Below are 21,127 nucleotides of genomic sequence, written 5' to 3' on the forward strand. Positions count from 1 at the left end.
CTGCGGTGTAGCGCCCCTGGCAGGATTCGAACCTGCGACCTCGGGATTAGAAGTCCCTCGCTCTCTCCACTGAGCTACAGAGGCTGGAGGGGTGTGAAAGCGGCCACGACGCGTGGCCACCGGTGCCCCCACCGGACACATCGTCCGGAGTCGATCGACTGTTTCCGCCCTACGTCCAATCGGGTGACCAAAACAGTCTAAACGTGACTCAGATCACTTCCATGGGGCCGTTGAGGCTCTCTCCACGAGGGAAACGCCGAGTCTCGTCGGGCGGGGCGGTCTACCGCCGGCCAGTAATTTCAGGGCCAGCTCGCCCGCTCTGCGGCCCTTGTCGGCCAGGGGTTGACGCACGGTAGTCAGCGGCGGGTCGCTGTAGGCCGCTTCGGGGACGTCGTCGAAGCCGACCACCGAGACGTCCGCGGGAACGGACAGGCTCAGGTCCCGAGCTGCTTGGAGGGCGCCGAAGGCCAGTTGGTCCGACGCGCACAGCAAGGCGCTCGGGCGTGGCGTGCGGGTGAGCAACCACCGCGCGCCTAGACGTCCGAGCTCGCGATCACTGCCGCGCGCCTCCCACACCGGAACATTGTCCGGTTTCACCCCTGCTTTTTCCAAAGTGTCGAGGTAGCCGCCCAGGCGGTCCCGGCTCACGCGGAACGGCACGGCCGAACGGCGCTCGTGCGAGACCGGTCCCTCTAGGCCGTCCGGGCGCAGTGCGAACGTCAGAACGCCGAACCTCGTGTGGCCCAGGTCCAGGAGGTGTGTCGCGGCCGCGGACGTGCCGGTGTAGTCCTGCACCTCCACGCGTGCGGAGTTCGGCAGTATCGGTTGGTCGATCACCACGAGCGGTAGGCCTCGGGCGGCCACTGCGTCTAGGGCCGGTGCGTGGTCCGGCAGGGAATAGGCGACCATCACGTCCGCCTGGGCGCGCGACACGATCGACGGGCGCGGGCCGCCGGTCGAGTCGCCCGGCATCAGGACGAGGCTGTGGTCGTGGCCGTCGACGGTCTGGGCGAGGCCGTCGAGCACGATCGACAGCGCCGGGTCCGAGAACGCCCCGGACAGGCCCTGGGGCAGCATGAAGCCCACTGCCGCGGACGAGCGGGTCGCCAGGGAGCGGGCCACCGGGTCGGGGCCCGCGTAGCCGAGGGTGCGGGCCGTTTCGAGGATGCGTTCGCGCAACGACGACGACAGCTGGTCTGGGCGGTTGTACGCGTTCGACACCGTTGCCCTGGAGACCCCGACGGCCGCGGCGACGGTGTCCAGCGTCGGCCTGCGTCGGCGGTCGGAGTCCACGAACGCATCGTATGCGAGAGATCGCAACGCACCCGCTGGCGCTCCTGAAGCGCTTCAGTCATGCTGGATCGCATGTCCCCGCGTCTGGCCACGTTCGTCGTCTTCCTCTTGAACGGCGCCGTCTTCGGCACCTGGGCCTCCCGCGTGCCCGCGCTCGCCGAACAGATCGGCGCGGAGGTCGGCAGCCTCGGCCTGGCGCTGCTCGGGGCGAGTGCAGGGTTGGCCTTCACGGCGCCGTTGGCGGCACGGGTATGTGCGCTCTACGGCTCGCGTTGGGTGCTAATAGCGAGCAGCCTCCTCAGTCCGTTGCTTCTGCCCGTGCTCGCGTTGTCGGAGTCACCGCTGCAGTTCGGACTGACGCTTGTGGCCCTGGGGGCGAGCATCGCCGCGATGGACGTGTCGATGAACATGGCCGCGGTCGTCGTCGTCCGCAGTCTGCAGCGGCCGTTGATGCCGCAGTTCCACGCGGGGTTCAGCGTCGGCGGCCTCATCGGCTCGTTGGGCAGTGCCGCCGCCGCTCAGGCGCAGTGGACGCCCATGAAGCACTTCCTCCTGGCGGCGCTCGTCGGTGCACTGGTGGCCGTGCTCATCGCGAAGAACGTCCCCGGAGGAGTGGGGGAGCGCCACAGGGAAGAGGCTGCCGAACACGTGAACGTGCTCAAGAGCCCGGTCCTCTGGCTGTTGGCGGGCGTCGCGCTGTGCAGTGCCATCGCGGAAGGGGCGGCGGCGGACTGGTCTGCGTTGTTCATGGTGCGTGAGCGCGGTATGAGCGACGCGGCGGGCGCGTACACCTATGCGGGCTTCTCGGTCGCGATGGCGCTCGCACGGTGGTTCGGCGAACCGTTCCAACGCCGCCTGGGCCCGCATGGCCTGCTCGCCGCGGGTGGTGGCCTCGCCGCGACGGGTCTGGGGCTCGCGGTGCTGGTCCCGGTCCCGGCGGCCGGGTACCTGGGGTTCGGCCTGGCCGGCCTGGGCCTCGCGTTCTCGTTCCCCGTGGTCATGGACCTGGCGAGCGAGACCGGCAAACGCGCCGACGGCAGCGGTGGGGAGAGGCAACTCGGGCTGGTCACGACGATCGCCTACAGCGGCTTCCTCGCCGGTCCGCCGATCGTGGGCGGCCTCGCACACGTCAGCTCTCTCGTGGTGTCCCTCGGGTTCGTGGCGGTCGTCACGGCGCTGATCATCCCGACGACCCTGCTGGCCAGGAGGGCGGCTAGGCAGGCGGCATCCGTTTGAGCGCTTCCTGCCTGAGCGGCTCCAACGCCCTGCTCGCCTCGCTCTCGGTGGCGTCACCGCTCATGCCGACGGCGACCAGCAACGACTCGTCGCGTGTCACGGCGATGGTGGCCGTGCACACCGTGTCCTTGCCCGCGCCCGGCCGCGTGCAGCTGAGCCAGGTGGCGTGCTTGGACGTCTCGACCTCGCGCCCCTCGGTCTGCGACTTCTTCGACGCCTCGAACGACCGGTACGGCACCGCCACCATCACGTACGAGCCCTCGTTGAGCGTGAACAGGCACGAGTTCGCGAGCTCGGTGCGCGGCACGGGCTGGAACTTCAGCGTGCCGAGCGGCTTGAGGTCCTTCTCCGTCACCAGGGCGCACGGGTCGACGCCGGCGGTCTTGCGCGGGGTCGCGATGGCGAGCGGCGGCAACGGGGCCGCGACCGGGTCGCCCTGGACCGAGTACGCGCAGCCGGTCAGCGAGACCAGCACGAACAGCAGGAGGAGAGAACGTCTCACACGGGGCAACACTAGAGCGTCGTAGGCTCCGGGGCGTGCCAATCGAACGCTCCACCAGAACGGGTTTGGTGCCCCTCGTCGCCATCGGCTTCGCCGTGGCCGCCCTCGCGGCCGTCGCGCTGAGCTCGTTCGAGAGCAACCCGCCGGTCGGTGTGCAGATCGTGCGGGTGCTGACCGAGACGGGTGCGGTGGTGACCATCGGCTCGTTGCTGCTGGCGGCGTTCCTCGTGCCACCGCAGAAGTCCGGCACTCTCGCAGCGGACGGCTACGCGGCGATGCGCACCGCTGGGTGGTTCGCGCTCGTGTGGCTCGTCGGTGCACTGCTGTCGGTGCCGTTCACCACGGCGGCCGCGATCGACAGGCCGGTGAGCTCGTTCACCTTCAGCCAGATGATCGCGACGGCGATGCTGCTGGAGCAGTCGAAGGCATGGCTGCTGACGGCGATCATCGTGGCGTTGCTCGCACTGGGGTGCCGTCTAGTGCTCACGTGGGGATGGACGACCGTCCTGCTGTTCGGCGCCATCTTCGCGTTGGTGCCGGTCGCCGTCACGGGCCACTCGTCGTCCGGCGGCTCGCACGACATGGCGACGAACAGCCTGTTGTTCCACCTCGTCGCCGCGGTGCTCTGGGTGGGCGGCCTGATCGCGTTGCTCGCGCACGGCAGACGTGGCGGTGCGCACCTCCCGCTCGCCGCGACGAGGTTCTCGAAGATCGCGCTGGTCTGCTGGATCGTCATGGCCGTCTCCGGCGTGGTCAACGCGCTGGTGCGCATCACGCCGGCAGACCTGGTGACGTCCACCTACGGCTGGCTGACGCTCGGCAAGCTGGCGTGTCTGCTGGTGCTCGGCGTGTTCGGCTACTTCCAGCGCGAACGCGGCGTGAAGGGCGTGGTCGACGGCAGGCCGCACGCCCTGCTCAAGCTGGCCGGCCTCGAGATCCTGCTGATGATGTTCACCATCGGCCTGGCCGTGGCGCTCGCCCGCACGCCCCCGCCCGGCGGCAGCACCGAGCTGCCCAGCCGCACGGAGATCGCGATCGGCTACGACCTCGACGGGCCGCCGACGCTCGCGGCCGTCCTGTTCGACTGGCGCTTCGACCTGATCTTCGGCACCGCGGCGCTGGTCCTGGCCGCGCTCTACGTGCTGGGCGTGCGCAGGCTGACCCAGCGCGGTGACAAGTGGCCGGTCGGACGCACCGTCGCGTGGCTCTGCGGCTGCTTCTCGCTGTTGTTCGCGACGTCGTCGGGCATGGGCCGGTACTCGCCGGCGATGTTCAGCGTGCACATGGAGGCGCACATGGTGCTATCCATGCTGACACCGATCCTGTTCGTCCTGGGCGGGCCCGTCACGCTGGCGTTGCGCGCGCTGCCGGTCAACAAGGAGGTGCCGGGGCCGCGGGAGTGGGTGCTGGCGTTCGTGCACTCCCCGGTCGCGCGGCTGCTGACGAACCCGTTCGTGGCGCTGGGGTTGTTCGTCGGCTCGTTCTACGCCCTGTACTTCTCGGGGCTCTTCGAGGCCGCGCTGCCGTTCCACTGGGCGCACCTCGCGATGAACGCGCACTTCATCCTCGCCGGGTACGTCTTCTACTGGCCCGTGATCGGCGTGGACCCGTCACCGAACAAGCTCCCGCCGCTCGGCCGGTTGGGGCTGTTGTTCGCGTCGATCCCGTTCCACGCGTTCTTCGGCGTCATCCTGATGAGCTCCACGACCGTGATCGGCGAGCAGTTCTACCGCGGCCTCTCGCTGCCGTGGGTGCAGAACCTGCTGGAGGACCAGCGGCTCGGCGGCGGCATCGCGTGGGCGGCGGGGGAGATCCCGTTGCTGGTGGTCATGGTCGCCCTGCTCACCCAGTGGGCGCGGCAGGACGGCCGGGACGCGAAGCGGTACGACCGCAAGGCCGACGCCGATGGGGACGCCGACCTCGAGGCCTACAACGCGATGCTGCGGAAGATCTCCGAGAAGGGTTAGACCGACAGCGGGCGGCGGAAGCCGCGGACCGCGAAGAACGCGCCGACCGCCGCGATCACGCCGCTCGTGACCAGTGCGCCGGCCACACCGGTGACCGGGTGGGCGAGCGCCAGGCTGCGGGCGGCGTCGACCGCGTAGGTCAGCGGGTTGACCTTCGCGATCGCCTGCAGCCAGCCGGGCAGGCCGCTCACCGGCACGAACGCGCTGGACGCGAACATCAGCGGGAACATCGCCAGGAAGCCGACGGTCTGCATGAGCTCCGCCTTGCGCACCCAGGCGGCGATCGCGATGAACACCCAGCTCAGCGCCCACCCGACGACCAGGGCCAGGCCCAGTGCGGCGAGGGTGCCGAGCATGCCGCCGTCCGGGCGGAAGCCGAACACCAGGACGCCGAACGCGATCATCAGCACCAGCTGGAACGCCGTGCGGACCGCGTCGGAGAGGTTGCGCGCCAACAGGACCGTGCTCGGGCGGATGGGCAGTGATCGGAACCGTGCGAGCACACCGTTCGACATGTCCTGCACGAGTCCGATGCCGGACGCGAGAGAGGACTGCATCGCGGTGTTCACGAGGATCGCGGGCAGCAGGAAGTTGATGTAGCTCATGCCCGGCGGGAAGTTCGCCGTGGACGTGATGCTGCCGAAGATCTGGCTGAACAGCGTCAGCATGATCAGCGGCTGCAGGATGCTGAAGAACACGAGTGCGGGCGTGCGCAGCAGCGCGCGCAGAGAGCGGCCGGTCAGTACGAGGACTTGGGTCGGGTAGCTGCTGCCGTGCCAGGTCAAGGTCGCCATGATTCCCCCTAGTTCGCGGCGAGAGTGAGGTAGACGTCGTCGAGCGTGGGCTCTTTGAGGCCGATTTCGTGCGCCTCCAAGCCGTTGTCGTCCAACGCGCGCACGACCGTCGCAAGGTCGCGTGACGCGCTGACGGGGGTCGTGAGCGTGAGGCCTTCCGCGACCGGCGTGAGCCCCACGGAGTTGATGGCCTTGAGCGCCGTGTCCACTTCGGACACCGAGTCGAGCGTGACGGTCACCGTGCGCTGGCCGACCTGCGCCTTGAGCTCGGCCGAGGTGCCGGACGCGACGACCTTGCCGTGGGACAGCACGGTGATCGAGTCGGCGAGCCGGTCGGCCTCGTCCAGGTACTGGGTCGTGAGCAGCACGGTCGTGCCGTCCGCGACGAGCTTCTCGACGATCTCCCACATCGCGAGGCGGCTGGCGGGGTCGAGGCCGGTGGTCGGCTCGTCCAGGAACAGCACCTCGGGGTTGCCGACCAGGGACGCGGCCAGGTCGAGGCGCCGCCGCATGCCGCCGGAGTAGGTCTTGGCGTTGCGCTTGGCGGCGTCGGTGAGGTCGAACTGCGCCAGCAGGTCGTCCGCGCGGGAGTGGGCCTGCCTGCGGCTCGCGCCGAGCAGGCGGGCGATCAGGACCAGGTTGTCGTGGCCGCTCAGCTGCTCGTCGACGGCGGCGAACTGGCCGGTCAGGCCGATGCGGCTGCGGACCTCGTGGCTCTGCTCCACCACGTCGAACCCCGCGACCTTCGCGGTGCCGCCGGAGGGCGGCAGCATCGTGGTGAGGAGGTTGACCAGTGTGGTCTTGCCTGCGCCGTTGTGGCCGAGGAGGCCGAGAACGGAACCCTTCTTCGCGGTGACGCTCACGCCGTCGAGCGCGTTCACGTCACCGAACCTCTTGCTCACGTCATGCGCTTCGATCATGAGCTCACTCATCTTGTCTCCCCCTTGAGTGCGCCGTGCAGGAAAAGCTCGACGATGGCGGCGGGTTCGGCGGCGGTCTGGCCGAAGCCCGAGCCCATGCGGTTCGTGAAGACGGTGCCGAGCAGCATCCGTCCGGCCAGGTCGGGGCTCACGCGCAGGTCCGCGTCGCCGAACAGGCGGCCGACGGCGTCGGACAGCTGCTGCATGCCGATCGGTGGCCCCTTGTGCTTCTTGTGGTCCTCGTCGTTCGGGTGGTAGCCGGACTCGCGGAGCGCACCGATGAGGCCCCACATGCGGTCGAGGTAGCCGCTGAACGCGGCGACTCCCGCCGTGAGCCGTTCCTCCAGCGGCACGTCCGACGGGATGGCATCGAGGCGTGCGACCTCTTCGTCGGAATGCAGCGCGCGCTGGACGCACGCCTCCAACAGCTCCGCCTTGTCCTTGAAGACCCGGAACACCGTGCCTTCCGCGATGCCGGCCGCGGCGGCGATCTGGCTGGTGGTGACGTTCGCGCCCGCCTTGACGACGAGCGGCAGCGTGGCCTGGACGATCGCCTCGCGGCGGTCTTCCGGGCTCATCGCGGGGGCGCGGCGGCGGCGTGGTTCCTCTGACACGTCCGCCACTGTATGAGTGAGTACTCACTCATGTCAATGAGTGGGCGCTCACTCACTCGCGGCGGCCTAGCACACACCCCTGACGATTCCGCGGTCCGAGCCCGTTCAAGATCTCGACCTGTCCCCAGCTCGCGAGTTGTCCACAGATCCGCCGCCGCCCCGCCCGGTCCGCCCGCTCCCGGAGCAGCCTGGACCACGACCCCGCGACCTGGAGGCGAGCCCGATGTCCTGGAATTCCACACTGATCACCTGCGTTGGCACTGTCGTCAGCGAGATCACGTACAAGCACGGCGAAGACGGCAAGACGTACGCGTTCTTCCGCATGAGTTCGACCGAGCGCCGGTACAACACGGCGGCCGGCGACTGGGAGGACGGGGAGACGTTGTGGATGAACGTCTCGTGCTGGCGGAAGCTCGCCGACAGCGTGAAGACCACGCTGTCCAAGGGCGATCCGGTGATCGTCCAGGGCAAGTTGCGCATGCGTTATTACGAGAAGGACGACGGGAAGAAGCTCTCCGTTCACGTGGACGCCATGCACGTCGGGTTGGACTTGAGCCGCGTGCAGTCACTGGGCGCCGCCACGCTCGTTGAGCCTCGGGCCGCCGAAGATCTCTCGGAGGAACCCGTTCCGTTCTGAGCCGTTCGGGGCAACCCTGTGCCGGACTTCGGGAACCCACCCGATCGGGTAGCGCGCGCCGGAGAAGATGTAAGTACCGAGATCCACGGAGAAGGAGGGAAGCTCGTAGGTCGGAGCCGCTGAGGACCGATCGCCGACAACCGTTCACCTTCGAACGGAACAAGCAGGTCACCGACTCACGTGACGCTCGTCGCGGGTGTGGGCGGCTGCTTGTCGGCGACCGAGGTCAGGAGCCTCTGGGCACCGCTCTACGATCGCCGCCATGGCCGAGTTCATCTACACCATGAAAAAGGTGCGCAAGGCGCACGGTGACAAGGTCATCCTCGATGACGTCACGATCATGTTCTACCCCGGCGCGAAGATCGGTGTGGTCGGTCCCAACGGCGCCGGCAAGTCGAGCGTGCTCAAGATCATGGCGGGGTTGGACCAGCCCAACAACGGCGAGGCGTACCTGTCGCCCGGTTACACCGTGGGCATCCTGCAGCAGGAGCCGCCGCTCAACGAGGAGAAGACCGTCCTCGGCAACGTCCAGGAGGGCCTGGGCGAGATCAAGGTGAAGCTGGACCGCTTCAACGAGATCGCCGAGCTGATGGCGACCGACTACTCCGACGAGCTGATGGAGGAGATGGGCAAGCTCCAGGAGGAGCTCGACCACGCCGACGCGTGGGACCTCGACTCCCAGCTGGAGCAGGCGATGGACGCCCTGCGCTGCCCGCCGCCCGACGCCGACGTCACCAAGCTCTCCGGTGGTGAGCGCCGCCGCGTCGCGCTGTGCAAGCTGCTGCTGAGCAAGCCCGACCTGCTGCTGCTCGACGAGCCCACCAACCACCTGGACGCGGAGAGCGTCCTGTGGCTGGAGCAGCACCTCGCGCAGTACACCGGCGCCGTGCTCGCCGTGACCCACGACCGGTACTTCCTGGACAACCTGGCCGAGTGGATCCTCGAGATCGACCGCGGCCGGACCCACCCGTACGAGGGCAACTACTCCACCTACCTGGAGAAGAAGGCCGAGCGTCTCGCGGTCCAGGGCAAGAAGGACCAGAAGCTGCAGAAGCGCCTCAAGGACGAGCTCGAGTGGGTGCGCTCCGGCGCCAAGGCCCGCCAGGCGAAGTCCAAGGCGCGTCTCGACCGCTACGAGGAGATGGCGGCCGAGGCGGAGAAGACCCGCAAGCTCGACTTCGAGGAGATCCAGATCCCGCCGGGCCCGCGTCTGGGCAACGTCGTGGTCGAGGTCGACAAGCTCAAGAAGGGCTTCGGCGACCGGGTCCTGATCAACGACCTGTCGTTCACGTTGCCGCGCAACGGCATCGTCGGCGTCATCGGCCCGAACGGCGTCGGCAAGACCACGCTGTTCAAGACCATCGTCGGTCTCGAGCAGCCGGACAACGGCGACGTGAAGGTCGGCGAGACGGTCCTGCTGTCCTACGTCGACCAGAACCGCGGCGGCATCGACCCGAAGAAGAACGTGTGGGAGGTCGTGTCCGGCGGGCTCGACTACATCCACGTCGGCAACGTCGAGATGCCCTCGCGCGCGTACGTCAGCGCGTTCGGCTTCAAGGGCCCGGACCAGCAGAAGCCCGCGGGCGTGCTGTCCGGTGGTGAGCGCAACCGCCTGAACCTGGCGCTCACGCTCAAGCTCGGCGGCAACCTGATCCTGCTGGACGAGCCGACGAACGACCTGGACGTCGAGACCCTGGGGTCGCTGGAGAACGCTCTCGAGCAGTTCCCCGGCTGCGCCGTGGTCATCTCCCACGACCGGTGGTTCCTCGACCGCGTCGCCACGCACATCCTCGCGTGGGAGGGCACGGACGAGGACCCGTCGAAGTGGTACTGGTTCGAGGGCAACTTCGAGGGCTACGAGAAGAACAAGCTCGAGCGCCTGGGTGCCGACGCCGCGAGGCCGCACCGTGTCACGTACCGCAAGTTGACACGGGACTGAGAGGGCAACGGCGACGTCGTGGCGGCGAGGGGCGAGACGCAGGCGAACGTCGAGGTGAGCACGCTGGTCGTGCCCGCCTGGATGCTGCGTTGGCGCGCACCGGAGCTCGCTCTGGTGCTGGGTGAGCGCGCTGTCGCGCTCGCCTCGACCCGCCGCGACGAAGCCGACCGCCTGAGAGCGGAGTCGCTCGTGGTCTTCGCGGGCAACCGCATGGGCCGCGGCGTCCGCGTCGCCGACAGGGCGATCGACGCCCTGAAGGCGGCCCAGGTCGCCGGTGAGCACGAGACCGGGTGGCTGCTGCGGGTCGAGCTCGCGGCGTGCGCCCGGTCCGTGGGCGCACCGCTGACGGGGTTCGCGGCGGTCACCCCGGTGCTGGAAGCGCCGGACGTGCCCGCGGAACTGCGGGCCTCGGCCCTGGTGCAGGCGAGTGAATGCCTCGTCACGGTCGGCCGCGGCGACGAACCCGCGCGGGCGCTCGCCGAGGCCGATCAGCTCTACGTCGCCGACACCACGCTCGACGAGGACACGCGTCTGCTGCTGCGTGGCCAGATCCGTGCCGTGCAGGCCGCCCAGCACCGGCGCTGGGGCGACCTCGCCGCGGCGATCGGGGCCGCACGCGAGGGCCTCGACCTGCTGAGCAGGTTCTCCGATCCCGATGCGGACAGCGGTCAGGGCGTCGGCAGGCTCAGGCTGGAACTCGCGCTCGCGCTGATGGACGCGAACCGGCTGCTCGACGCGAGCGACGTCGGCGCCCCGCTGCTCGACCGCTCGGTGCGCGCGCCTTCGGCGTCCACCACCGGCTGGTTGCGCCTGGCCCTGGCCACGCGGGTGCACCTGCCCGCGGGCAGGGTCGGACTGGCCCGCGAGATGCTGCGCGAGGCCGTGGCGAGCGCCGAGCGCCACCAGCTCGACACGCTGCTGGCGGAAGGCCTGCTGGCACTCGCCCACGTGCACGAGGTGTCCGGCGACCTGGCCGACGCGCTGAAGGACCTGCGCTCGGCCCACGCCGCAGAACGCCGCCGCGCCCGCGCCGTCTACGCGGTGCGCGCCCGGCTCGCCGCGGAGTTCGCCGGTGTGCACCGCCAGCCGGCCGACCTGCACCAGCAACTGGCGAGCGTGCTCAGGCCGGTCGAGGGCATGCAGGTGGTCACCGACGGCGTGCTGTCCGCCGCACTGAAGCAACAACTCCGGCAGTGGCGCCCGGTCCAGGTCCGCAAGGGCGACGGGCTGAATGCCAAGCGTGCTCGGCGCGCTGCCGAAGACATGACCGTGGAGGGTTTGTCCGCGGCCCGACAACACGCCGCCGACCGGTGGCGCATGGTCCAGCCGTTCGGCGAGCCCGATGACAAGACCCCGGAAGCCGTGGAACCGCCACCCGCACCCCTGCCTTCTTCCTCTCCCTCCTCTTCCCCTTCCGACCGCACGGTCCCCGCGTCGGGCCTGATCGCCTCCGCGGGCGCCATGGTGAGCGGCCGGCGTCGTGCCGCCCGCGTGGCCGCCGGTGAGATCGACGACGACCGGCCCACCACCATCGCCGAAATCCCCATCACCCCCGCGGCTCCCGAGCCGGAGCAGCCGCCCCAGGCCGAGTCGCGGCCCCAGCTGACCGTCGAGCAGGAACGCAAGCGCAAGGTCGAGCAGCAGCTCATGGAGCTGCAGCGCGAGGCGCGCCGCCAGATCGAGGCGGAACGCCAGGCCCGCGCCGAACAACGCGCCCAGGCCGAACGCGAGGCCCGGGCCGCCGAGGAGGCGGCCCGCCAGGAAGCCGCCCGTGAGGAGGCGGCGCGCCAGGAAGCGGCTCGCCAAGAGGCCGCGCGTCAGGAGGCGATCCGCCAGGAAGCGGCGCGCGAAGAGGCCGCCCGCCTGGAGGCGGCTCGCCAAGAGGCCGCCCGCCAGGAGGCGGCTCGCGAAGAGGCCGCGCGCAAGGAAGCCGCTCGACTGGAGTCGGAGCGTGAAGCGGCCGCCCGTCTGGAGGCGGCCCGTGCAGAGAGCGCGCGCCAGGAGGCGGCCCGCCTGGAAGAGGCTCGCGCGGAGGCAGCGCGGCAGGAGGCGGCGCGGGAGCAAGCCGCCCGCGAAGAGGCCGCTCGTCTGGAAGCGGCTCGTGAAGAAGCCGCCCGTCAGCTGGCCGCCCGCGACGAGGCGGTGCGCCACGAGGTGGCTCGCCTGGAGAGCGTGCGCCAGGAGGAGGCCCGCCGCGAGGCGGCGCGTCAGGAAGCGGTGCGCAGGGACGTCGCCCGGCAGGAGGCGGCACACCAGGAGGTCGCCCGCCAGGCCGTCGAACGCGAGGAGGCCGCCCGCCAGGCCCTCGAACGCGAGGAAGCCGCCCGCGCGGAGGCCGGCCGCGCCGACGCGTCCGGGGCGCAGCCGGAAAGCGTCCTCGACATGCTCAAGGCGCAGGGCCTGCGGGCAGGCGGCCGCCGCCGGGCGCGCGAAGCCGAGTCGCAGTCCGGCGCCCCGTCGTGGCGTGTTGAACCGCCGTCGAGCCGGCGCCGTGACGACCAGGCGGCAGACGCGTCGCCGAACTACTTCGCCGATGCCGGCACCCGCTCCCGCTCCGAACGGCTGGCCGACCAGGTGAACCCGGACGGTCCGGCGCGGTCCGGCCTGGCCGCGGCGTTCTCGCGCCCACCGGAGTCCCCGGACTTCGGCCCCCACACCGACGAGCCCGCCTTCCCGCTGCACACCCCGGCCGACGGTTTCCCGGCCGTCACGGCCGACCCGGACGAGCGCAGGCTCCCCGACCTCGACTTCAGCGGACTGGACTTCAGCGGCCTCGACTTCGGTGCCTCGAAGTCGACCGCGTCCGTCCCGTCCCCGCCGCCCGCGCCCGAGGAGCACCCGGACCCGGCGGAGCCGGAGAAGAAGCCGCTCCCGCCCCTCCCGGACCCGGTCCCGGACGTGCCGGTCCCGGACGAGATCCCGAAGACCCCCGAACCGGATCTGCTGTCGACGAGCTTCCTGAGCTCGGCCGACGTCGACGACGACCCGTCGGACGTCCCCACGACCCCGGTCCGCGCACAGCAGGCCGAGCAGGCCCAGCCGACCTTCGGCAGCCAGGCCGGCTTCGGCACGCAACCGACCTTCGGCACGCAGACGTTCGGCACCCAGTCGGCTTTCGGTGGGCAGCCGGCCTTCGGCGGGCAGGCGGGGTTCGGTGCGCAGCCCGTCTACAGCATCGAGGCGGAGTACGGCAGCGCGCCCAGCCGCAGCACGGAGGCGGGCGGCACCGAGCAGGGCAACGGCGACGAGTGGGGCGCCGGCACCGGTCCAGGTCGCGGCGCGGGGTCCGGTAGCGGCCAGGAGTCCGCGTACAGCACGGACTTCGCCCACAGCGCGGAGCCCGGGCAGGCCACCGGCCAGACGGCGTCCCCCGGCTCGGCAGAGCTCACCTCCGACCCGAGCGCGGCGGACCCGCAGCCGTCGACCGCGACGGACCTGGGGTCCAGCGCGACCGCGTCACCCGACTCGGTCGAGTCGTACGACTTCTTCGCCACCAGGTCCGAGGGCGGGGACGCGGCCACCGAGAAGATCAGCGCCGCCGCGGTGTCGGAAGACCCGGCGGGCCGTCCGAGCAGTCGCCGCAGGCCGAGCGAGATGAGCCTCGCCGACCTGCTGGCCGAGGCGCTGGTCGCGTACGAGACCGGGCGGCGCTCGGACGAGGAGCAGCTGGACGCGTCGGACCTGGCCGCTCCGGAGTGGTCGTCCGACGAACCTGCGGCGCAGGCCGCGGTGGTGGACCAGCCGGACCGTCCCGTCGAGGCCGAGCCCGCGGACACGGGCTTCCGGCCGGGGGAGTCGTTCGGCGCGGTGGCCGAGGAGCGCGCGGTGGGGTCGGACCCGGGAGCGGGGACGGCGTTCAGCATGGAGTCGTTGTTCCGGACCGGCCGGCCTGAGGACGACTCGGAGGCCGAGGCCTCCGTGGAGGAGATGTTCGGGTCGGGCGCGTCGTACATCGTGCAGCTGAACAGACCTGCCGGGCCCTCTCCGGAGGACCGCGAGAACCACGCGGACGCGCTGTTCCGGGTCGGTGGGCCCGCCTTCGCGGAGTCCGAGCAGGAGAAGACCGGGCCGATCCGCCCGGTGGCACCGGTGTCGGACACCGAGACGACCGGTCCGATTCGTCCTTTCCGGGCGGACGGGCCTCCCGGGTGGACGCTGCCGGGGGTGTGAGGGTGGCCAGCGCCACACCTCAAGCCTTGCCCAACCCCTCCCCGCCGGGTACCTGGGCAGAGGTCGCACGAGCGGCCCCGTGCTCGCCCGGACGGGGCGGCCGGTGACGGCCGGCGGTTCCACGGAGGTCACGCCGTCGTGGGGCCCATGATCGGATGAACGTGTGGAGCGACGGGGTGTCGGGGCCGGCGGAGACAGCCGGCGTCCTGTCGCGTCCGCGGATGTGGAAAGCCTTGTCCCCACTGATGATGTGACTCGATTCAGCCCACGATTCAGTGGCCAGTCAGTGCCCCTCCTGTTGCCGGTGACGGCCGCCACCCCATCTATGGTGGGGCCGGACCCGGCACACAGAGGTGCCGGATAGCGTGGAGTCGCCTGAACATGACCTCGACTGGAGCCCCGACCCGAACCGACGACGTCTCCGCGGCCCCCGCCGCGGGTGATGGCAGTCGAACGGCCAGTCCTGAGCAGGTCCGTGACGAGCTGATCGAACGGGCCGCCGCCAATGCCCCCGAACTCGCTGACCTGATCCGCCTCTTCTACCGCCACGTGCCCGCCGAGGAAGTCAACGACGACGACCCGGTGGACCTGGTCGGTGCGGTGCGGTCGAACTACCAGCTCGCCGAGAGCCGCGTCCCCGGACGCCCCGCGGTGCGCATCCTCAACCCGACGCGCAGCGCCGACGGGTGGCAGTGTCCTGTCACCGTCGTCCAGGTCGTCACGGACGACATGCCCTACCTCGTCGACTCGGTCGCGTCCGAGCTCACGCGCGGTGGTGTGCAGGTGCAGCGCGTCGTGCACCCGATCGTCGTGGTGCGGCGCGACCCGGTCACCGGCGAGCGCACCGAGGTGCTGCCGACGGCCGATCCGGCGGATCCGCCCGCGGACGCGCTGGCCGAGTCGTGGATGAACATCGAGGTCGACCTCATCACCGACGCCGACCGCGCCCGCGAGCTCGAGACGCGCCTGCTGGCGGTGCTGACCGACGTCCGCGAGGTCGTCGAGGACACCGACCGCATGGTCACCACGGCGTTGCAGCTGGCCGAGGAGCTCGGCAAGGACTCGTCCGAGGCCACCACGGACGGCGCGAACCTGCTGAGGTGGCTCGCGGACGGGCACTTCACGTTCATGGGCTACCGGCAGTACGAGCTGGTGCGCGAGGACGGCGAACCGGCGCTGCGAGCCGTGCTCGCGAGCGGCCTGGGCGTGCTGCGCCAGGACAGCCTCGCCGCGCGCAGCCTGACCGCCGGGCCGGACAACGGCGCGCAGGCCCTGAGCCCCGACCTGCTGGTGCTGACGCAGGCCAGCGCGCAGAGCAGCGTGCACCGCAGCGTTTACCCCTACTACGTGGGCGTGAAGACTTTCGACGGCGAGGGCAACGTCACCGGTGAGCATCGGTTCCTCGGCATCTTCAGCACCACGGCGCTGCACGAGAACGTGCTGGACATCCCGGTGGTCGAGCGCCGCGTGCGCGAGGTGATCCACCGCGCCGGCTTCCCGCTGCAGTCGTACTCGGGCCAGCGGATGCTCGAGGTGATCCAGAACTACCCGCGCACCGAGCTGTTCTCCGTCGACACCGAGACGCTTTACCAGACGACCACGGGCGTCATCGCCCTCGCGGAACGCCGCCGGCTGCGGCTGTTCCTGCGCCGCGACCCGTTCGGCCGCTTCTTCAGCTGCCTGGTCTACCTGCCGCGCGACCGCTACACGACGACGAGCCGCCTCGCGATGCAGGAGGTGCTGCTCGCCGAGCTCGGCGGCCTGAACCTCGAGTACAGCGCGCGCATCGGCGAGTCCGCGCTGGCCCGCGTGCACTTCATGGTCCACACGGACCCGGCGCGCACGCTGGAGCCGGACGTGCAGGCGATCCAGGCGAAGCTGGGCGAGGCCGTCCGCAGCTGGGACGACCGCATGGTCGAGGCCGTCGGGGGCGACGACCTCGGCGCCGAGTCCGCCACGGAGCAGGGCCAGCGATTCGCCTCGGTGTTCCCCGAGGCCTACAAGGAGGACTTCCCGGCCGCCACGGGCCTCGAGGACTTCCGGCGCATCGAGAAGCTCGTCGAGGGCGACCTCGACATGGTCTTCTACGTGCCCGAGGACGCCGAACCGGGCGAGCGGCGCTTCAAGCTGTTCGTGACGGGCGAGGGCATCACGCTCTCGGACGTGCTGCCGATGCTCCAGCGCATGGGCGTCATCGTGGTCGACGAGCGGCCGTACGAGATCGCGCGCGAGGACGGCGTGCAGTGCTGGATCTACGACTTCGGCCTGCGCATCGACAAGGCCGCGCTCGCGCAGCTCTCCGAGGCCGACCTCGACGGCGTGCGCGTGCGTTTCCAGGACGCGTTCGCGGCGGTCTGGCGTGGTGAGGCCGAGGTCGACAGGTTCAACTCGCTGGTGCTGCAGGCCGGGCTCACCTGGCAGCAGGCCGCGATGCTGCGCGCGTACGCGAAGTACCTGCGCCAGGCGGGCACGCCGTACTCGCAGGACTACATCGAGGACGCCGTGCTCGGCCACACGAGCGTGGCGATCGCGCTCGTGGCGTTGTTCGAGGCCCGGTTCAACCCGGCGCTGAGCGACGCGACCAGGGCCGCGCACACCGAGACCATGGTCACCGAGATCGGCAAGCTGATCGACGACGTGACGAGCCTCGACGCGGACCGCATCCTGCGCAGCCTGCTCAGCCTGATCAACGCCACGCTGCGGACGAACTACTTCTTCCGCGACGCCGACGGCAACGGGCGGCCGTACCTGTCGGTCAAGCTCGACCCGCAGGCCATCCCGGACCTGCCGCAGCCGCGGCCGAAGTTCGAGATCTTCGTGTACTCGCCGCGCGTCGAGGGCGTGCACCTGCGCTTCGGCAGCGTCGCGCGCGGTGGCCTGCGCTGGTCCGACCGCCGCGAGGACTTCCGCACGGAGATCCTCGGCCTGGTCAAGGCGCAGGCCGTGAAGAACGCGGTGATCGTGCCGGTCGGCGCGAAGGGCGGCTTCGTCGTCAAGAAGCCGATCCCGGCCACGGGTGACCCCGGCATCGACCGCGAGAACTTCATGTCCGAGGGCATCGCCTGCTACAAGATGTTCATCTCGGGCCTGCTCGACCTCACCGACAACCTGATCAACAACGAGGTCGTGCCCGCGCCGCAGGTCGTGCGCTACGACGGTGACGACACGTACCTGGTCGTGGCCGCGGACAAGGGCACCGCGACGTTCTCCGACATCGCGAACGGCGTGAGCCAGAGCTACGGCTTCTGGCTGGGCGACGCGTTCGCGTCCGGTGGCTCGATCGGCTACGACCACAAGGCCATGGGCATCACGGCCAAGGGCGCGTGGGAGAGCGTGAAGCGCTCGTTCCGCGAGCTCGGCGTGGACACGCAGACCGAGGAGTTCACCGTCGTCGGCATCGGCGACATGTCCGGTGACGTGTTCGGCAACGGCATGATGCTGTCCGAGCACATCCGGCTCGTGGCGGCGTTCGACCACCGGCACGTCTTCCTCGACCCGAACCCGGTGGCGGCCACGTCGTTCGCCGAGCGCGTGCGGCTGTTCAACGTCCCGCGCTCGTCGTGGGACGACTACGACCGCTCGCTGATCAGCGAGGGCGGTGGCATCTTCCCGCTCACGGCCAAGTCGATCCCGATCTCCGAGCAGGCCCGCGTCGCGCTGGGGCTCGACGAGGGCGTCACCAAGCTGTCCCCGCCGGAGCTCAAGAAGGCGATCCTGCTCTCGCCGGTCGACCTGCTGTGGAACGGCGGCATCGGCACGTACGTCAAGGCGTCGACCGAGTCGCACGCCGACGTCGGCGACAAGGCCAACGACACGATCCGCGTCAACGGCGACGAGCTGCGGGTCAAGGTCATCGGTGAGGGCGGCAACCTGGGCCTCACCCAGCGCGGCCGCATCGAGTTCGCCCGCAAGGGCGGCAAGGTCAACACCGACGCGCTCGACAACTCCGCCGGCGTCGACTGCTCCGACCACGAGGTCAACATCAAGATCCTGCTGGACCACCTGGTCCGGGAGGGCTCGGTGGAGCAGCAGCAGCGCAACGAGGTCCTCGCCGAGATGACCGACGAGGTCGGCGAGCTCGTGCTGGCGGACAACTACTCGCAGAACAGCGTCCTCGGCGTCAGCCGGGCGCACGCCGCCCCGATGCTGTCGGTGCACGCACGTCTCACGGCGGACCTGGAGGCGCGCGGCGCGCTCAACCGGAAGCTGGAGGCCCTGCCGAGCCCGGCCGAGTTCAAGGCGCTGGAGAAGAGCGGCCAGGGCCTCACCTCGCCCGAGCTCGCCACGCTGCTCGCGTTCACCAAGCTCACGCTCAAGGAAGAGCTGCTCTCGAGCGACATCCCGACGATCGACACGTTCACCCGCAAGCTCCCGGACTACTTCCCGAGCCTGCTGCGCGAACGCTTCGGCGCCGAGATCCCGAACCACCCGCTGGCGCGGCAGATCATCACCACGGTCGTCGTCAACGAGGTCGTCGACGGCGGCGGCATCTCCTACGCCTTCCGCCTGGCCGAGGAGACGAGCGCCTCGGCGACGGACGCGGTCCGCGCGTACGCCGTGGTCACCCAGGTCTTCGACCTGCCGTCGATCTGGCGCGAGATCGAGGCGCTCGACACCGTGGTGCCGACGGACGTGCAGGACAACATGGTCCTCGAGACCCGCCGCCTGCTGGACCGCGCGTCCCGCTGGCTGCTGTCCAACCGCCCGCAGCCGCTCGCGGTGGGCTCGACGATCAACCGCTTCCGCAAGGTGGTCGAGGACCTCAGCCCGCACGCCTTCGACCTGTTGCAGGGCAAGGAACTCGACGTGGTCGCCGGCAAGGCGGACCGCTACGTCGAGCAGGGCGTTCCGGCCGAGCTGGCCCGCAAGGTCGCGGCGCTGCTCTACATGTACGGCCTGCTCGACGTCACCGAGATCGCCGAGCTGGCCGAGCGCGAGTTCGGCCCGACCGGCGGCGCCGGCCCGGAGCGCACGCACCGGGAGACGGCCGAGCTGTACTTCGCGCTGTCCGACCACCTCGACATCGACCACATGCTGGACTCGGTGACGAGCCTGGAACGCGGCAACCGCTGGCACGCCCTGGCCCGGCTGGCACTGCGCGACGACTTCTACTCGTCGCTGCGGGCCATCTCGGTCGACGTGCTGCGGGCGAGCGACGAGGACGACACGGCGAGCGAGAAGATCGCCAAGTGGGAGCAGGCCAACGCCTCGCGCCTGTCCCGCTCGCGCGGTGCGCTGGAGGAGATCAACCGGGTGCACCAGCTGGACCTGGCGACCCTGTCCGTGGCCGCGCGCCAGGTGCGGAGCATGGTCAGGTAGCAGGCAGCGAAAACGGGGCGCCGCGGAATCCCCTCCGCGGCGCCCCGTGCTGTGTCAACGTCAGACGACCTGTTCGAGTTCCGCGCGTTGCGCGATCGCCTGTCCCAGCCACTTGCGGCCCAGGTAGACCAGCAACGCCACGCCGACCGCCGCGACCGTGCCGGCGCCGGATCCCATCCACAGTCCCAGGACCTCCATGCCGTCGGCGGGGGAGGGGATGTCCGCGAACGTCACGTAGACGAACAGGGCCGCCATCACCACGGCCCCCGCGGTGATGGCACCGATCGCGACGTTCGTCCAGGTGACCGAACGGGACTCGAACACGGTGTCGTCCCCCGCCCGCTGCAGCATCACTCCGAGCGCGACCGCCAGCACCTGCAGGCAGGCGACGAAGACGATCGCGAACACCACCAACGGCACCCGCACGGACTCGTACGGCGGGAAGAGCCCGGCCTCGTCCGCCGCGGTCGTCGGGATCACCACGACCTGGGCGAACAGCCCGCTGAGGAACGCGATGGCGAGCAGGGTCTGCAGGAAGAACACCAGTGCGCGGGTCATGAATCGAGTATCGACAGCTGCCTATCGACTTTCAATCGGCTGGTGTGGAGGTCCTGTGAAGGTTCACGCGGTCGTGGGCGGTAGGGTCCCTCCATGGGTGTCTTCGTCACTGGTGTGCGGCCGCGATGGTCGGACATGGATGCGTTCGGTCACGTCAACCACGCGAAAACGGTGACGTTGCTCGAAGAGGCCCGGATCGAGCTGCTGTTCACCGAGGCGGCCCGCCACGGCGTCAAGGAACTGGCCGAGGGCATGGTCGTGGCGAAGCTCGTGGTCGAGTACCTCGCGCCGATCGTGTTCACCGGTGAGGACATCGTCGTCGAGATGTCGGTGCGGGAGTTGAAGTCCGCGTCGCTGACGCTCGACTACGTGGTGCGCTCCAGCCGGGACGCGAACAGCCCGGTGGTCGTCAGGGCGGAGACGCTCATGGCGCCCTACAACGTGACGACAGCACGACCGCGCCGCCTGACCGAGGCCGAGCGCGACTTTCTCGCCGGGTGGCGGGCAGGGGGAAACGGTGCCTGAGCTGGTGTTGGCCGACGCGGCCGAGAGAGACGACCTCGGGGCGTTCGCCGCGCGGGCGGTGCGGCTCGACGCGCAGGGCGTCGTGCGGCTGCGCAACCGCAACGAGGAGCTGCTGGACGCGTGGGTGGCCACGCCGTTCGACGCGCTCGCCACGCGAACCGTTGCGGGACAGGCGAACCCGGCCGACGTGACGGTGTCCGGCTCGGAGCTGCTGACGGGGCTCGCGGTCATGCGCGACGACCGCATCGACCCCGGACCGGCCAAGGACCTGATGTGGCGCTCGGCCCTGCCGCCCGCCGAAGGCTGGCTCGTGGTCGACCGGCTGCCCGTCGAAGTCGTCGCGAAGATCGCCGACGAGGGCGTCGAGGTGGCGCGCGAGAACACCGGGCCGCAGGGCACGCCGCCGGCCTCGTTGCTGGACCAGACGGTGCTGACCGTGAGCGGGTCCGGGCTGGACGTCAAGATCCCGCTGCGGGTCCTGTTCGCGTTGTCGGGCATGGGTTTCCTCGGCGACGACGGCGACGTCCGCGTGACGGCGACCGACTCGTGGCTGCGGATCGACGCCCGGTTCGGCGCGGTCGTCCGGCGCCGCCACTCCATGCTGCCGCTGCTCGTCTGACCTGGAGTTAACTTCAGGTTCTTTTCGGGAAATC

General features: G+C 70.3%; 14 protein-coding genes and 1 tRNA gene. 8 read left to right on the forward strand and 7 right to left on the reverse strand.

What is annotated here, in order from left to right; all coding sequences use genetic code 11:
• Positions 1-11: 11 nt before the first annotated feature.
• Positions 12-84: transfer RNA gene (locus tag BMY74_RS31715), tRNA-Arg, on the reverse strand.
• 129 nt (positions 85-213) lie between these two features.
• Complete coding sequence (locus tag BMY74_RS31720; RefSeq protein WP_089922170.1) at positions 214-1,293, reverse strand: LacI family DNA-binding transcriptional regulator; 1,080 nt, start codon at positions 1,291-1,293, stop codon at positions 214-216.
• A 72-nt stretch (positions 1,294-1,365) separates the two neighbouring features.
• Here BMY74_RS31720 and BMY74_RS31725 point away from each other — a divergent pair, with 72 nt between their 5' ends.
• Entirely contained in the window at positions 1,366-2,529 is a 1,164-nt protein-coding gene (locus tag BMY74_RS31725; protein WP_089922269.1) for an MFS transporter, read from the forward strand.
• Here BMY74_RS31725 and BMY74_RS31730 read toward each other — a convergent pair.
• A complete protein-coding gene (locus BMY74_RS31730) occupies positions 2,507-3,031 on the reverse strand; it encodes a hypothetical protein (RefSeq protein ID WP_089922171.1) in 525 nt (174 codons plus the stop codon). The two genes, BMY74_RS31725 and BMY74_RS31730, sit on opposite strands and share 23 nt — an antisense overlap.
• Positions 3,032-3,066: 35 nt before the next feature.
• Between BMY74_RS31730 and BMY74_RS31735 the strand changes: the two genes are divergently transcribed.
• A complete protein-coding gene (locus tag BMY74_RS31735) occupies positions 3,067-4,998 on the forward strand; it encodes a bifunctional copper resistance protein CopD/cytochrome c oxidase assembly protein (protein ID WP_245786470.1) in 1,932 nt (643 codons plus the stop codon).
• Here BMY74_RS31735 and BMY74_RS31740 read toward each other — a convergent pair.
• Genes BMY74_RS31740 through BMY74_RS31750 form a run of 3 tightly spaced genes read right to left on the reverse strand, consistent with a single transcriptional unit; the run spans position 4,995 to position 7,326 of the window.
• Entirely contained in the window at positions 4,995-5,792 is a 798-nt protein-coding gene (locus tag BMY74_RS31740; protein WP_089922173.1) for an ABC transporter permease, read from the reverse strand. The two genes, BMY74_RS31735 and BMY74_RS31740, sit on opposite strands and share 4 nt — an antisense overlap.
• Before the next feature lie 8 nt (positions 5,793-5,800).
• Positions 5,801-6,724 (reverse strand): ATP-binding cassette domain-containing protein, encoded by a 924-nt coding sequence (locus BMY74_RS31745; RefSeq protein WP_089922174.1) that lies wholly within the window; start codon positions 6,722-6,724, stop codon positions 5,801-5,803.
• Entirely contained in the window at positions 6,721-7,326 is a 606-nt protein-coding gene (locus BMY74_RS31750) for a TetR/AcrR family transcriptional regulator (RefSeq protein WP_089922270.1), read from the reverse strand. The genes BMY74_RS31745 and BMY74_RS31750 overlap by 4 nt, the downstream gene beginning before the upstream one ends.
• A 223-nt stretch (positions 7,327-7,549) precedes the next feature.
• Here BMY74_RS31750 and ssb point away from each other — a divergent pair, with 223 nt between their 5' ends.
• The 4 genes from ssb (at position 7,550) to BMY74_RS31770 (ending at position 19,391) form a co-directional block, all read left to right on the forward strand.
• Entirely contained in the window at positions 7,550-7,963 is a 414-nt protein-coding gene (ssb, locus tag BMY74_RS31755) for a single-stranded DNA-binding protein (RefSeq protein WP_089922175.1), read from the forward strand.
• A 262-nt stretch (positions 7,964-8,225) separates the two neighbouring features.
• The gene (gene ettA / locus BMY74_RS31760; RefSeq protein ID WP_089922176.1) at positions 8,226-9,902 is read left to right on the forward strand and encodes an energy-dependent translational throttle protein EttA; all 1,677 of its coding nucleotides are present in this window, start codon (positions 8,226-8,228) and stop codon (positions 9,900-9,902) included.
• Between the two features lie 18 nt (positions 9,903-9,920).
• The gene (locus tag BMY74_RS46710; protein WP_089922177.1) at positions 9,921-14,072 is read left to right on the forward strand and encodes a hypothetical protein; all 4,152 of its coding nucleotides are present in this window, start codon (positions 9,921-9,923) and stop codon (positions 14,070-14,072) included.
• A gap of 381 nt (positions 14,073-14,453) precedes the next feature.
• Entirely contained in the window at positions 14,454-19,391 is a 4,938-nt protein-coding gene (locus BMY74_RS31770; RefSeq protein WP_089922178.1) for an NAD-glutamate dehydrogenase, read from the forward strand.
• 60 nt (positions 19,392-19,451) lie between these two features.
• Here BMY74_RS31770 and BMY74_RS31775 read toward each other — a convergent pair whose 3' ends face one another.
• Positions 19,452-19,949 carry a DUF2975 domain-containing protein gene (locus BMY74_RS31775; RefSeq protein ID WP_089922179.1) on the reverse strand — a complete coding sequence of 166 codons (498 nt, stop codon included), beginning with the start codon at positions 19,947-19,949 and terminating at the stop codon, positions 19,452-19,454.
• A gap of 93 nt (positions 19,950-20,042) precedes the next feature.
• Here BMY74_RS31775 and BMY74_RS31780 point away from each other — a divergent pair, with 93 nt between their 5' ends.
• Positions 20,043-20,474 carry an acyl-CoA thioesterase gene (locus tag BMY74_RS31780; protein WP_089922180.1) on the forward strand — a complete coding sequence of 144 codons (432 nt, stop codon included), beginning with the start codon at positions 20,043-20,045 and terminating at the stop codon, positions 20,472-20,474.
• On the forward strand, positions 20,467-21,093 hold the full coding sequence (locus BMY74_RS31785; protein ID WP_089922181.1) for a DUF8010 domain-containing protein: 627 nt from the start codon (positions 20,467-20,469) through the stop codon (positions 21,091-21,093). The genes BMY74_RS31780 and BMY74_RS31785 overlap by 8 nt, the downstream gene beginning before the upstream one ends.
• Positions 21,094-21,127 lie beyond the last annotated feature (34 nt).

The organism is Lentzea albida, from assembly GCF_900111005.1.
Taxonomy (GTDB): Bacteria; Actinomycetota; Actinomycetes; order Mycobacteriales; family Pseudonocardiaceae; genus Lentzea; species Lentzea albida.

What these genes read in the sequence shown, in the direction of transcription:
- BMY74_RS31745 (WP_089922174.1), bottom strand. Translation starts at nt 6,724, where the DNA reads ATGAGTGAGCTCATGATCGAAGCGCATGACGTGAGCAAGAGGTTCGGT.
- BMY74_RS31780 (WP_089922180.1), top strand. Translation starts at nt 20,043, where the DNA reads ATGGGTGTCTTCGTCACTGGTGTGCGGCCGCGATGGTCGGACATGGAT.
- ettA (WP_089922176.1), top strand. Translation starts at nt 8,226, where the DNA reads ATGGCCGAGTTCATCTACACCATGAAAAAGGTGCGCAAGGCGCACGGT.
- ssb (WP_089922175.1), top strand. Translation starts at nt 7,550, where the DNA reads ATGTCCTGGAATTCCACACTGATCACCTGCGTTGGCACTGTCGTCAGC.
- BMY74_RS31740 (WP_089922173.1), bottom strand. Translation starts at nt 5,792, where the DNA reads ATGGCGACCTTGACCTGGCACGGCAGCAGCTACCCGACCCAAGTCCTC.
- BMY74_RS31775 (WP_089922179.1), bottom strand. Translation starts at nt 19,949, where the DNA reads ATGACCCGCGCACTGGTGTTCTTCCTGCAGACCCTGCTCGCCATCGCG.
- BMY74_RS31770 (WP_089922178.1), top strand. Translation starts at nt 14,454, where the DNA reads ATGACCTCGACTGGAGCCCCGACCCGAACCGACGACGTCTCCGCGGCC.
- BMY74_RS31725 (WP_089922269.1), top strand. Translation starts at nt 1,366, where the DNA reads ATGTCCCCGCGTCTGGCCACGTTCGTCGTCTTCCTCTTGAACGGCGCC.